At 68.7% G+C, this 14266-nt stretch carries 6 protein-coding genes; 4 read left to right on the forward strand and 2 right to left on the reverse strand.

Translation table 11 applies throughout. The features are described 5' to 3' along the window. Positions 1-87 precede the first annotated feature (87 nt). Positions 88-2205 (reverse strand): DNA topoisomerase IV subunit B, encoded by a 2118-nt coding sequence (locus OG729_RS09985; protein ID WP_360870118.1) that lies wholly within the window; start codon positions 2203-2205, stop codon positions 88-90. Positions 2206-2638: 433 nt separating this feature from the next. Between OG729_RS09985 and OG729_RS09990 the strand changes: the two genes are divergently transcribed. Then, positions 2639-2869 (forward strand): hypothetical protein, encoded by a 231-nt coding sequence (locus OG729_RS09990; protein ID WP_307660675.1) that lies wholly within the window; start codon positions 2639-2641, stop codon positions 2867-2869. Between the two features lie 198 nt (positions 2870-3067). Here the strand turns inward: OG729_RS09990 and OG729_RS09995 are convergent, their stop codons facing one another. After that, entirely contained in the window at positions 3068-3883 is an 816-nt protein-coding gene (locus OG729_RS09995) for a S1 family serine peptidase (RefSeq protein WP_405805602.1), read from the reverse strand. A gap of 527 nt (positions 3884-4410) precedes the next feature. Between OG729_RS09995 and OG729_RS10000 the strand changes: the two genes are divergently transcribed. Genes OG729_RS10000 through OG729_RS10010 form a run of 3 tightly spaced genes read left to right on the forward strand, consistent with a single transcriptional unit; the run spans position 4411 to position 14161 of the window. Next, positions 4411-7926, forward strand: coding sequence for a helicase-related protein (locus OG729_RS10000; protein WP_405805603.1), 3516 nt, complete (start codon positions 4411-4413; stop codon positions 7924-7926). After that, positions 7923-10724, forward strand: a complete 2802-nt coding sequence (locus OG729_RS10005) for a DUF1156 domain-containing protein (RefSeq protein WP_405805605.1) — start codon at positions 7923-7925, stop codon at positions 10722-10724. Before OG729_RS10000 ends, OG729_RS10005 begins: the two co-directional genes overlap by 4 nt. Positions 10725-10771: 47 nt before the next feature. Continuing rightward, a complete protein-coding gene (locus OG729_RS10010) occupies positions 10772-14161 on the forward strand; it encodes a Swt1 family HEPN domain-containing protein (protein ID WP_405805606.1) in 3390 nt (1129 codons plus the stop codon). Positions 14162-14266 lie beyond the last annotated feature (105 nt).

A 14266-nucleotide genomic window follows, 5' to 3' on the forward strand; every position in this document is an offset into this window, starting at 1 on the left:
GTGGAGCCGACAGCTCCACCCCTGGGTGGGGCCCCCTGGGTGGGCTCACAGGGGGCTTACTGGGGGCTCACGGGGGGCGTTGCGCCGTCAGGCGTCGATCCGCGAACGGTCCAGCGTCGCCGCGGAGCTGGTGATGAACTCCTTCCGGGGCGCGACCTCGTTGCCCATCAGCAGGTCGAAGACCTGCTCGGAGGACTCCAGGTCGCCGATGTTGATCCGGCGCAGGGTGCGGTGCCGCGGATCCATCGTGGTCTCCGCAAGCTGGTCGGCGTCCATCTCACCCAGACCCTTGTAGCGCTGGATGGAGTCCTTGAAGCGGACCCCCTTGCGCTGGAACTCCAGCAGGGTCGAGCGCAGTTCGTTGTCCGAGTAGGTGTACACGTACTTGTCCTGGCCCCTCTTGGGCTGGACCAGCTCGATGCGGTGCAGCGGCGGCACGGCGGCGAAGACCCGGCCCGCCTCCACCATCGGCCGCATATAGCGCTGGAAGAGCGTGAGCAGCAGACAGCGGATGTGGGCGCCGTCGACATCGGCATCGACCAGAAGCACAATCTTGCCGTAGCGCGCGGCGTCGATGTCGAAGGTCCGGCCCGAGCCGGCCCCTATGACCTGGATGATCGCGCCGCACTCGGCGTTTTTGAGCATGTCCGAGACGGACGACTTCTGTACGTTGAGGATCTTTCCGCGGATCGGCAACAGCGCCTGGAACTCGCTGTTCCGTGCGAGCTTGGCGGTGCCGAGCGCGGAGTCGCCCTCGACGATGAAGAGTTCGCTGCGCTCCACGTCGTCGCTGCGGCAGTCGGCGAGCTTGGCGGGCAGCGAGGAGGACTCGAGCGCGGTCTTCCGGCGCTGCGCCTCCTTGTGCTGGCGCGCCGCGATACGCGTACGGGCGGCGGCGACCGCCTTCTCGAGCACCGCGCGGGCCTGCGCCTTGGCGTCCCTCTTGGTGGAGGTCAGGAAGGCCTTGAGCTCCTTGGCGACGACATTGGCGACGATTCTGTTGGCGGCGGAGGTGCCGAGGACCTCCTTGGTCTGGCCCTCGAACTGCGGCTCCGCAAGCCGCACCGTGACGACGGCGGTCAGGCCCTCCAGAGCGTCGTCCTTGACGATGTCGTCCTCGGCGACGCGCAGCAGCTTCGCCGAGCGCAGCACCTCGTTCATCGTCTTGGTGACCGAGCGCTCGAAGCCCGTCACATGGGTGCCGCCCTTGGGGGTGGCGATGATGTTCACGAAGGACTTGACGGAGGTGTCGTATCCCGTGCCCCAGCGCAGTGCGATGTCGACGCCGAGCTCGCGCGTGACCTCGGTGGGGGTCATGTGGCCGCGGTCGTCGAGAACGGGGACGGTCTCTTTGAAGGTGCCCTGCCCGGTCAGCCGCAGCACGTCGCAGACGCCCTTGTCCTGCGCCAGGTACTCGCAGAACTCGCTGATGCCGCCGTCGAAGCGGAAGATCTCCTGGCTCTTGCCCTCTCCCGCCAGGTCCCGCTCGTCACGGACGACGATGGTCAGGCCGGGCACCAGGAAGGCGGTCTGGCGGGCGCGCTGGTGCAGGTGCTCCAGGGAGAGCTTGGCGTCCTTGAGGAAGATCTGCCGGTCCGCCCAGTACCGTACGCGCGTGCCGGTCCGGGTCTTGGGCACCCGCTTGCCCTTGAGCAGCCCGTTCGCCGGGTCGAAGGGGGCGTCCGGGCCCGACTCGGTGAAGATGCCCGGGACCCCGCGCCGGAAGCTGATCATGTGGGTGGCGCCGCTGCGGTCCACCTCGACGTCGAGGCGGGCCGACAGAGCGTTGACGACGGAGGCGCCCACGCCGTGCAGACCGCCGGACGCGGCGTACGAACCGCCGCCGAACTTGCCGCCGGCGTGCAGCTTGGTCATCACGACCTCGATGCCGGACAGTCCGGTCTTGGGCTCGACGTCGACCGGGATGCCCCGGCCGTTGTCCTTGACCTCGACGGACCCGTCCTCGTGCAGGATCACCTCGATGTGGTCGCAGTGTCCGCCGAGGGCTTCGTCGACGGAGTTGTCGATGATCTCCCACAGGCAGTGCATCAGGCCGCGGCTGTCGGTGGACCCGATGTACATGCCCGGGCGCTTGCGGACCGCCTCGAGCCCCTCCAGTACGAGCAGGTGCCGCGCGGTGTAGTTGGAGCCGTCACGGTCTGCGGTCAGCACCGCACTGGACGGCACGGACGTTTCGGCGGTCACGCGGGTTCGCTCCTCGCTGAATTTCAAATATGGCCCGGTGGGGTAAAGGGCCGGCGTCGGTCACCGGTCAGAGGGTACAGAGGCCTGGTAGAGCCGATGTAACGCCACCCTCGTGATTTCTCATGCTAGTCCAGCCTCGCATACATGTTCGATCCCTCGTTGGGGTGACGTGCACATCACGTTCCCTTCCAGGCATGAACCATTTAGGCTCCGGGCACGTCCTCATGAACAACCGGCAACCCAGCCGGGAGGGCCAAACGAGACAAGTAATGCGAAATCCGTAGAGCGAAGCAATACGGCTCATTCGCCGCCAACCGGCAGCAGACAGCCACCTTGAGAGAAGTTTCAAGGAAAAGCCACGAGCGGGAACGTTTTCGGCCTGGTTGGATGTTGACCCTGGTACGACAGCTCGTCGAGCTAGAGAAGAGGCGACGTGACTACTGTTCTGACCCCCGCGAGCCCGCTGACGGCCGCTGACCGCTGCGACCGCTGCGGCGCCCAGGCGTACCTGCGCGTCGTCCTGACAAGCGGCGGTGAACTGCTCTTCTGTGCCCACCATGGGCGCAAGTTCGAGCCGGAACTCAAGAAGATCGCCGCGGAAATACAGGATGAGACCGACCGACTCACGGCCGTACCGGCCGCTGTCGGCGAAGAGGAACACTGACACCTCGCATCCACGACGAGCCACAGGGCCGGTCCTGGACCGGCTGACGGGCGGCCGCCCCTGAACACCAGGGGCGGCCGCCCGCTCTCGTACCGTGACCGCCGCACTCCGGTCAGGATCTCGGAAATCCCGAAGCCGACGGCGGCCCAAGGACCCCGGCCGCTCGTAGCCATCGGCAGCCATGGCCCCGGGATCCCGCTAGGGCATGGCCACCGCGCCGACCCGTGTGTACACCCCAGGGCTGTCGGGCCGCCCGCAGCCGGTGCCCCAGGAGACCAGGCCGATAAGCTTCCCGCCGGCCACCAGCGGCCCTCCACTGTCCCCCTGGCAGGCGTCCCGCCCTCCCGTGGGGTCTCCGGCGCAGAGCATCGTGGCAGCCACGTACCGCCCGCTCAGACCCCCTGGATAGGCCTGTCCGCACGCCTGGTCCGACAGCACCGACACTTGCGCGGCATGGAGCGCGGACGCATAACTGCCGTCGCCCCTCGTGTCGCCCCAGCCGTAGACGGTGGCGCTCGTCCCCGCCTGGTACGCCGGATCGCCGGCTCCCGCCAGTTCGATCACATGCGAGGCGGGCAGCGCCTCTGCCAGCGTCAGCACGGCCATGTCCGAGCCGTTCGTCAGCGGGTTGTACGCGGGCGCGACCGAGCTGCCGCTGACCGCGATCTCCTGGCCACCCGTACCGGTCAGCTCCGCGCGCCCGGAGATGACCCGCAGATCCCGGACCTCGCTCACCTCCTGGCCGAGTACGGTCCGGCTCAGGCAGTGCGCGGCCGTCATCACCTTCGTCGGCGCCACCACGACGCCACCGCAGAACTGACCGGCTCGCGCTACTCCGAACCGGTCACGGCTGGACAGCGCGACGACCCAGGGGCTCTCGTCCACGCGCACCGGATAGCCGCCGACGACCACGCTGTCGGCGAGGGCGGGATGGGGCGATGCCAAGGGCGCCAAGGCTGACGCTGTGATCAGGGCCAGCGCCCCGGTCAGGGCTCGGGCGGGGGAACGACGCATTGGGCCTCCTGACTCTGCGTTGAATTGAGTCCACCCAGAGTCAGCCAGCATGCCGCACTCCGCACCCGCGCAACCAAGCAAGGGTCCCGCAAACGGGCCAGGGCCCGGTCCCTGACGGGATCCGGGCCCTGGCCTCGACGTATCGCTGCGGCCTAGTCCAGGTAGTCGCGCAGTATGGATGGGTGAGCGCTGTGCTTGGCGTCCATACGCGCAGGTCGTTTGGAAGCGTGAGCCTGGAAATATCCTGGGTTGGGCCTTGACCGAGTTCAAGGCGGACACGTTCGCGCTAGCAGTCGCGACCCGGAGGGACCGGATCACGCACCATCACGGACGCCTCCACCTACTCGGCCGAGAAGCCGGGGAAGTAAACGCTCTCTCAGCGATCCCGCTTGGAGGCCTCGGCCACAGGGAGAAAGCGAGTCATAGACGAGACATCTGTATCTCGGGACTCAGGAGCTTCCAGCTGGGGCATCATTGGACTTCGCTATACGCGTGACCACGGGTTTTCAGTCAGCAGGAGGCTAAGGATGTCTGGGCGAAGCCCCCTCCGGCTTGAAGACCTCACCCCTGGCCGCGTGGTGGCAGGCATCGCCCCCGGCGTGGACGTCGCAATAGTCGCGTTGCAGATGTTCGGAACAGCCGCTGCCCAGGTGACGTACCGCCGTCCCGACGGCACCGTGGAGGAGCGGATCCTCTACGAGGAGGACGCCGAGCGGCTGGCCGAGGTGACCCCCAGCACGGCGGGCGGCGGCTTCGACGCGGACCCGGGGCTGTTCCGCCTGGCGGCCGAAGCGCTGCGGATCAGGATGGCGGCGCGCGGTGACGCGATGCTCGCCGTGTCCACGAGCCTCCTCGACCCGCTGCCCCACCAGATCCAGGCCGTCTACAACGAGCTGCTGCCGCGCACCCCCCTGCGTTTCCTCCTCGCTGACGACCCCGGCGCCGGCAAGACCATCATGGCCGGGCTCTACATCAAGGAGCTGGCGCTCCGCGGTGACCTGGAGCGCTGCCTGATCGTCGTGCCGGGCGGGCTGGTCGAGCAGTGGCAGGACGAGCTGCTGGAGAAGTTCGGCCTGGACTTCACCCTGCTTACTCGGCAGCTGACCGACGCAACGATCGACGGCAACGTCTTCGACCGGCACCCCCGGCTCATCGCGCGCATGGACGCCCTGGCCCGTTCCGAGGACCTGCGGCGGCTGCTCGGGGAGAGCGGCTGGGACCTGGTCGTCGTAGACGAGGCCCACCGGATGAGCGCCAGCTACTTCGGTACGGAGCTGAAGACCACCAGGCGCTACGAGCTGGGCCGTCTCCTCGGCCGCCTCACCCGTCACCTGCTCCTGATGACCGCCACCCCGCACGCGGGCAAGGAGGAGGACTTCCAGCTGTTCATGACGCTGCTGGACAGCGACCGGTTCAGTGGCCGCTACCGGGCGGGCATCCACCGGCACGACGTCTCCGGCCTGATGCGCCGCATGATCAAGGAGGACCTGCTCACCTTCGACGGCCGCAGGCTCTTTCCCGAGCGCCGCGCCTACACCGTGCCGTACGAACTGTCGCTCGCCGAGCAGGAGTTGTACGAGCAGGTCACCGAGTACGTCCGCCAGGAGATGAACCGGGCGGAGCGGTTGGACGGCCGGCGCGGCAACCAGGTCGGTTTCGCGCTCACCGTCCTCCAGCGCCGCCTCGCCTCCAGCCCGGCGGCGATCCACCGTTCCCTGGAGCGCAGGAGGCTGAGGCTGGAGGTCCGGCGCCAGGAGATGCTGTCGGGCCAGAGCGTGGCGAACGCCGGTGTCGCGTCCGTGCCGTCCGTCCCCGTTGAAGACGAGCTGGACGACCTGACCGGCGGCGAGCTGGAGGAGCTGGAGGAGCAGGTCGTCGACGCCGCGACCGCCGCCCGCACCCTCCAGGAACTGGAGTTGGAAATCGCCGCGCTGAGCGAGCTGGAGCGGCTCGCCGCACGGGTCCTGGCCTCCGGCGACGACCGCAAGTGGCGGGAACTGTCCGGCCTGCTCCAGGACGACCCGCTGCTGCGGGACGAGAAGGGCCTGCCGCGCAAGCTGATCGTCTTCACCGAGCACCGTGACACCCTCGACTACCTGTCCCGCCGCATCAGAAACCTGATCGGCCGGCCGGAGGCGGTCGTCGCGATCCACGGCGGCACCCCGCGCCCACACCGCCGTGACATCCGCGACGCCTTCAACCAGGACCCCGATGTCCGAGTCCTCGTCGCAACCGACGCTGCGGGCGAAGGCCTGAACCTCCAGCGTGCCCACCTCATGGTCAACTACGACCTCCCGTGGAACCCCAACCGCATCGAGCAGCGCTTCGGCCGCATCCACCGCATCGGCCAGACCGAGGTCTGCCACCTGTGGAACCTGGTCGCCGCCGACACCCGCGAGGGCCAGGTCTTCCAACGGCTCCTCGACAAGATCGAGCAGCAGTCGAAGGCGTACGACGGCAAGGTCTACAACGTCCTGGGCGAGCTCTTCGAAGGCGAGCCGTTGCGCGGCCTCCTCCTGGAGGCCATCCGCTACGGCGACCGGCCCGAGGTCAAGAGCCGCCTCGACCAGGTCATCGACGCCCGGGTCGGCGAACGGGCCGTAGAGTTGATCAAGGGTCTCGCGCTCGACGCCCACGTCATGGGCCTGGAGGACGTCGAGGCGGTACGGCTGCGCATGGAGGAGGCCCAGGCCAAGCGGCTCCACCCACACTACGTACGGGCCTTCTTCCGCGACGCCTTCGACCGCCTCGGCGGCCATCTCAGGGCGCGGGAGAGCGGCCGGTACGAGATCACCCACATCCCGGCTGTCCTGCGTGACACGGGCCGCTTCGGGCGGGGCCTCGGCGGGGTCGTGCAGCGGCGATACGAGCGGGTGTGCTTCGACCGTGAACGAGTCACGATCCCCGGGGCCGCCCGCGCCGACCTGATCGCTCCTGGGCACCCGCTCTTCGACGCCGTACTGGAGGAGACAGTCCACCGCCATGGGGACCTGCTCACCCGGGGCACGGTCCTGGTCGACGCCTCTGACGCGGGTACCCGCCCCCGGCTGCTGACCGCGCTGGTCCAGGAGGTCGTCGACGGGCACGGGCGGTCGGTGGACCGTTCCTTCGCGTTCGTGGAACTCCGTCCCGACGGTACGGCCCACGATGCCGGGCCTGCCCCCTACCTGGACTACCGCCCGCCGACTCCGCGTGAGACCGAGGCGGTGGAGACCCTCCTCAAGGAGGACTGGCTGCGCGATGGTGGCCCCGCCCGCGCCATGGACTGGGCGATCCGCGAAGCGGTACCTCAGCACCTGAACCGGACAAGGGAACGCCTCCTGCCCGTCATCGAGCGCACCCGCGCCCAGGTCGAGCAGCGCCTGCGCCAGGAGATCAGCTTCTGGTACGCCCAGGCCGGAAAGCTCGAACTCGACCAGGCCGAGGGCAAGAAGGTCCGCCACCGTCCCGAGACCGCCCGCGCCTGGGCCGAGGACCTGGAACGGCGCCGTGAGCAGCGTCTCGCCACCCTGGACAAGGATCAGTCTCTCCAGGCCCGTCCGCCCGTCGTCGCCGGCTGCGCGCTCGTCGTCCCGGTCGGCTGGATCGTCCGCCGTCTCGGCCCTGCCGAGAGCCCGGCTGAGAAGGCGGTACTTGATGCGCTGCACGCGGCTGACGGCTACGAGACCGACCGTCGAGCTGTAGCTGCCGTGCTTCGTGCTGAGCGCCGCCTGGGCCGCGTCCCCGAGGAGATGGCCCACAACAACCCCGGCTACGACATCCGATCGCTTAGTCTTGACGGTCACCTCGTGCACATCGAGGTGAAGGGCCGCCGGGAGGGAGCGGAGCACTTCTACGTCAGCCGCAACGAGGTCCTCGTCGCCAAGAACCGGGGCGAGCAGCATCGTCTCGCCCTGGCCTCCGTGAGCCCGCTCGGCCCGGACCACGACGAGATCCGATACCTCACCGACGCCTTCGCCGACACCGATTTCGGCGACCTGAAGACCGAGGGTCTCCTGCTGTCCTGGCAGGATGCCTGGAACAAGGGAGGAACCCCGCAGTGAGCGGTGCAACGGAAGACACGGCCCCAGCCCCGGAGCGCCGCACCAAGCTCATCGAGGTCTCCCTCCCCTTGGAGGCGATCAACAGGGAGTCCGCCCGGGAGAAGTCCATCCGCCACGGGCACCCGTCCACCCTCCACCTGTGGTGGGCCCGGCGCCCGCTGGCGGCTGCCCGCGCGATGCTCTTCGCCCAGCTTGTCGACGACCCGTCCGCGCGGCCCGATCTCTATCCGGGGGAGGAGGAGCAGAAGGCGGCGCGGCAGGAGTTGTTCGATCTCATCGAGGAGATGGTCCCCTGGGAGGCCACCCGCGATGAGCGGATCATGCGCAAGGTTCGGGAGAAGATCGCCGAGTCGCATGGCGACGGCCCGCTTCCGCCCGTGCTCGACCCTTTCGCGGGCGGCGGCACGATTCCACTGGAGGCGCATCGGCTGGGGCTCCAGGCTTACGCCAGTGACCTGAATCCGGTTCCGGTCGTCATCAACAAGGCGCTGATCGAGATCCCGCCGAGGTGGGCGGGGCGCAAGCCGGTGTCGCCGACGGCGGAACTGCGCCATGAGGGCAGTTGGCGGGGGGCGAGTGGTCTCGCGGAGGACGTGCGGCAGTACGGCAAGTGGATGCGGGCGCAGGCGTACGCGCGCATCGGCACCCACTATCCGAAGGCCAAGCTGGAGGACGGGAGAGAGGCGCCGGTCATCGCTTGGCTGTGGGCGCGGACGGTGGCTTGTCCCGACCCGGCTTGTGGGACGGAGATGCCGCTGGTGCGATCGTTCTGGCTGAGCAAGAAGAAGGACCGGTCCTCCTACGTCATCCCCGAGTCGCTGGACGGGCAGGTGACGTTCACGATCGGCGGCCCCGAGGGCGAGCCCCGTGAGGGAACTGTTGACGGCAAGGGCGCCGAGTGCCTGGTGTGCGGTAACAGGGCCACGCTGAAGTACGTCCGCGCCGAGGGGGTGGCCGGGCGGATGGGCGCGGTGATGATGGCCGTGGTCGCGGAGGGGAAGCGACAGCGGATCTATCTGGCGCCGACGGCGGAGGATGTGGGGGCGGCGGACGTGGGGCGGCCTGTCGATGTGCCCGAGTCCGAACTGCCTGAGCAGGCGCTGGGGTTCAGGGTGCAGGGTTATGGCATGCGGAAGCATGCGGACCTGTTTACTAACCGGCAACTGGTTGGGTTGACAACCTTCAGTGATCTGGTGGGCGACGCCCGTGAAAAGGTTGTGCGGGATGCCAGGGACGCTGGTATGGGAGAGGCGGAGGCGGCCGAGTACGGGAAGGCCGTGGCGCTGTACCTCGGGTTCCTCGTGAGCGCTGTGGCGGACGACTTGTCCACCATCTGTTCTTGGCGTTCCTCGCACGGCACGGGTGCTACCCGCTCCACCTTCGCTCGCCAAGCTCTTCCCATGGTCTGGGACTTTGCCGAGTCGAACCCCTTCGCTGGTGCAGCTGGCGACTTGGAGACAGCCGTCGTATCAATCGGTCGGGCCATCGACGCTCTGCCAGCAACAGGCTCAGGGCTAGCGGAGCAGGCGGATGCCCGAACTGTTGACCTCTCGGCCAATCCTGTCGTTGCCACCGACCCCCCCTACTACGACAACATCGGCTACGCCGATCTCGCCGACTTCTTCTACGTCTGGCTCCGCCGATCCCTCGGCGATATTTACCCCGAGGTGATGAGCACGATCCTCACCCCGAAGGAGCCTGAGCTCATCGCCACCCCGTTCCGCCACAACGGAAACTGGGAGGCCGCCGAGAGGCACTTCGAGCGGGGTTTCGTCGAGACGTTCTCGCACATGCGGGCAGGCCACCACCCGGACTACCCGCTCACCGTGTACTACGCCTTCAAGCAGGCGGAGACCGACGCCGAGGACGGCACAGCCTCGACTGGCTGGGAGACGCTACTCAGCGGCCTGATCGAGGCCGGTTGGTCCGTCACCGGCACCTGGCCGGTCCGTACCGAGAGAACCGGCCGGTCCCGCGATATCGGCTCCAACGCCCTCGCCTCCTCCGTAGTCCTCGCCTGCCGCCCTCGCCACGTAACAGCCGGCTCCACCGACCGCCGAGGCTTCCTCCGCGCCCTCCGCAGTGAACTCCCGGACAAGCTGCGGAAGTTGCAGGAGGGCAACCTCGCCCCCGTCGACCTCCCCCAGTCCGCGATCGGCCCCGGCATCGCCGTGTTCTCCCGCTACGCGAAGGTCACCGAGCCCGACGGCTCACCGATGCGCGTACGCACCGCACTCGGGCTCATCAACGACGTACTCGCGGACGTACTCAACGAACAAGAGGGCGAGTTCGACCAGGACACCCGGTGGGCGATCCGCTGGTTCGAGCAGTTCCAGTGGGGCAAGGGCACGTTCGGGGACGCCGAGACGCTCGCGAAGGCGTACAACGTGTCCGTGAAGGGGCTCCAGGACGCCCACATCACCGCGTCCGGCGACAGCAAGGTGTGGCTCGTCGCGCCGGCCGAGCTGCCGGAGTCGTACGACCCGGAGACCGATGCCCGTATCTCCGTGTGGGAAGCCGCCATGCACCTGTCCCGGGTGCTGGAGGGCAAGGGCGCGCAGTCCGGCGTAGGACCGGCCGGTGAGCTGCTCGCCGGGATCCGGCGGCGCGGGGAGTTCGACGAGGACACCATCCGTGACCTTGCCCACCTGCTGTACAGCGTCTGTGACCGGCGTCGCTGGTCGGAGAGCGGTCAGCGGTTCAACAACCTCGCCAGTGCCTGGTCCGATCTCCAGACCGAGGCCCGCGCGGCCGAGAAGCGCGGCCCGCGCAAGCCCCAGCACCAGCCCCTCTTCTGAACGCCCGGCCCACCCACAGGCACCCGGAAAGGCAGGACACCCGCACCATGGCGGTGAACAACCGAGACCGTGTCACCCGCATGATCGACATCCTCGCGGAGGGGCTGCTGCCCTTCCTGGAACGGGAGATGGTCAAGCGGCAGGGCGACGGCTGGTTCGAGGACGCGGAGAGCGAGGCCAAGGGACAGGGGAGGCAGATCGGCAAGAATGATCCGCAGTTCCTGCTGAACCTGCTCCAGCGGTACTGGAGCAACTACTTCCGGCACCTCCTGCCAGGCAGCGCCCGAGGGTTCGCTAGCGAGCTGAACGACGTACGCAACCGGTGGGCGCACCACGAGTCGTTCACCGCGGACGACACCCTGCGCGCGCTGGACACGGCGGAGCGGCTGCTGCGGGCCTTGCACGCGGACACCGCCCTCGTCGACCAGGTCCGGGAGTCCCGGCAGACGCTGCACCGGCAGGTGACGGAGGAGGAGACGAAGAAGGCGGCCCGCCGGGCGCGTGCCGTGCCGAGCGTGGCCGCCGAGGGGCTGCGGCCCTGGCGTGAGGTGCTCACCCCGCACAAGGACGTGGCGCGCGGTGACTTCAACGCCTCCGAGTTCGCCGCCGACCTGTGGCGGGTGGCGCGCGGCGAGGGCGCCGCCGAGTACACCGAACCCGAGGAGTTCTTCCAGCGGACGTACCTCACCGAGGGCCTTGAGGAACTGCTCGCCAAGTCGCTGCGCCGGATCAGCGGTGACCCGAACGCCGCCCCCGTCATCAACCTCCAGACCAACTTCGGCGGCGGCAAGACACACTCGATGATGGCGCTGTACCACCTGTATGCGCCGGGTCTGAAGGTGAACCGGCTGCCGCAGGACCTTCAGGAGCTGATCGCTGCCGCGCCGGGCGGCGGACTGCCCGGCGGGCCGGTGCACCGGGCCGTGCTGGTCGGCAACGAGCTGGGCATCGGGCAGGCCGACGTCAAGGCCGACGGCACCACGGTCAACACCATGTGGGGCCAGCTCGCCTGGGGGCTCGGCGGCAGGCAGGCGTACGACATCATTGCCGAAGCCGACCGCACCAGCACCAGCCCCGGCACCGCCCTGCTCCAGGACCTGATCGCCGCGTACGCGCCCTGCGTCATCCTCATCGACGAGTGGGTGCAGTACGCCGGTCCGCTGCTCGGAAACGACAACCTCACCGCTGGCTCCTTCGAGACGCACTTCTCCTTCGCGCAGTCCCTCACCGAGGCCGTCGCCTCCGTCGACGGGGCTCAGCTGCTCGTGTCCATCCCGGCCTCCGCGACCGGCGAGATCAGCGCCGCCGACCAATACGACATCGGCGGGGAGAACAACCGCACCGCGCTGGAGCGCCTGCAGAACGTCGTCCACCGCAAGGCCGACGCATGGCGGCCCGCCAGCTCCGACGAGTCCTTCGAGATCGTCCGCCGCCGTCTCTTCCAGACCCCCACCAGCGAGGTCCAGGCCGAGATCAACAAGGTGGCGCGGCTCTACACGCAGTTCTACGGCACCGAGAAGCGCGAGTTCCCGGCCGGCTGCGACACCATGGACTACGAGCGGCGGATCAAGTCGACGTACCCGATCCACCCGGAACTGTTCGTCCGGCTCTATGAGGACTGGTCCACGCTGCCCAGGTTCCAGCGCACCCGGGGTGTGCTGCGGCTGATGAGCACTGTCATCCACGCGCTGTGGCGGGACCAGAACCAGAGCCCCATGATCATGCCCGGCGACGTGCCCATACACGACACCCGCGTCAACCAGGAGCTGACGTACTACCTGGAGGACCGCTGGAAGCCGATCATCGACGCCGACGTCGACGGTCCCGACTCCACCCCGGCCTCCGTCGACGCCGAGAAGCCCGTGCTCGGGCAGCGCGGCATGAGTCGGCGTGTGGCCCGTACCGTCTTCATGGGTTCTGCGCCCCGCGTTCACGCAGCCCGCAAGGGCCTGTCCGAGCCGCACATCCGGCTCGGCATGGCCATCCCCGGCGAGCCGCTGGGCAACTTCCGCACCGCGCTCAACGCCCTCGCCGACCGCTCCACCTACCTCTACGGCGACGGCGAACGCCACTGGTACGACACCCACGCCAACATCACCCGCACCGCCAAGGACGAGGCGAACAAGCTCCTCGACGACCCCGACAAGGTGTGGGCGGACGTGGTGCGCCGGCTCAGCGTGGTCCAGGGCGTGCGTGGCCAGTTCACCGCCGTCCACGCGGCGCCCCTGCCCGCGAGCGAGATCCCGGACAACGACAACGCCCGTCTGGTGCTGCTGCACCCCCGCTTCACCCACCGCAGCGCCAGGGACGTGCCCGACACCGAGGCCCTGCGCTTCGCCCAAGAGGCACTCGACCAGTACCGCTCCGGAACCCGGCAGCACCGCAACGCCCTCGTCTTCCTCGCCCCCGACCGCAAGGAGATCGAGGAGGTCGCCGAGGCCGTCCGCGAGTACCTGGGCTGGAAGCAGGTCCTCACCCAGCACATCCAGCTCGACCTGACGGAAAATCAGAGGACGCAGGCCAGGACCCGCATGGAGAAGGCCGACGAGACGGTCAGCCTCCGCCTGGGCAAGGCATACCGGTGGGTCCTCGTCCCCGAGCAGATCCCCGGCGCCAAGATCGAGTGGGTCAACTTCAAGGTCGACCTGCCCGCCATCGACGACGCTGCCATCCAGGTGGGTGACCGTCTCAAGCGCCAGGGCATGCTCTACGTCCTGCAGGCCCCCGCCGTCCTGTACCAGCGAATCAGGGACGCGCTGGGCCAGGAGTGGGACCGGGACGGCCACATCTCCGTCGGCCGCCTGTGGGAACTGCATACCAAGTACCCGTACATGAACCGGCTGCGCGACCGCTCCGTCCTCGACCAGGGCGTCGAGGACGTCCTCACCCACATCACCTGGGAGACCGACGGCTTCGCCCTCGCCACCGGCCACGACCCCGCGACCGGCCGTTACCAGAGTCTCGTCCTGCCCTGCGGCGGCTCCTTCGGCCAGATCACTGACAGCACCCTGCTGGTGCGGGCCGACCTCGCCGTCGCCCAGGAGGCCGCCGACCTGGCGGCAGCCGCCGCCCGGCATCAGGAACCGGCCGATCCGGACGAGGACGCCGACGACGGCACCGGCACCGGTCAGGGCTCCGGCGGCCCGTCGGTGTCGCCCCGCCCCGCGCCCGGCGCTCCGGTCCCGGCGCCGACCCCGCTGCCCCGCGTCCCGACCCGCTTCTACGCCCACGCCCGGCTCGACACCGAGCAGTACAGCAAGCACGCCACGAAGTACGCCTTCGAGATCCTCCAGCATCTCGAAGCCATCGGGGCGGACGTTGAGATCACGGTCGAGATCCAGGCGACCGCGCCAGGCGGCTTCCCCGCGGACAAGGTGCGCACCCTCACCGAAAACGCCAACACCCTGAAACTGCAAGCCCAGTTCGAGGAGGAATAGAGCGGGCGGGCCGGGCCGGGCGGAGTGCGCCCGGCCTGGCCTGATCGTTTCGGCGCTCGCAGGCCCTCTCGATAGGCTGGTCGATCCACGACGTCCGAGACCGCC

Origin of the sequence: Streptomyces sp. NBC_00210 (assembly GCF_045160975.1) — a bacterium.
Taxonomy (GTDB): Bacteria; Actinomycetota; Actinomycetes; order Streptomycetales; family Streptomycetaceae; genus Streptomyces.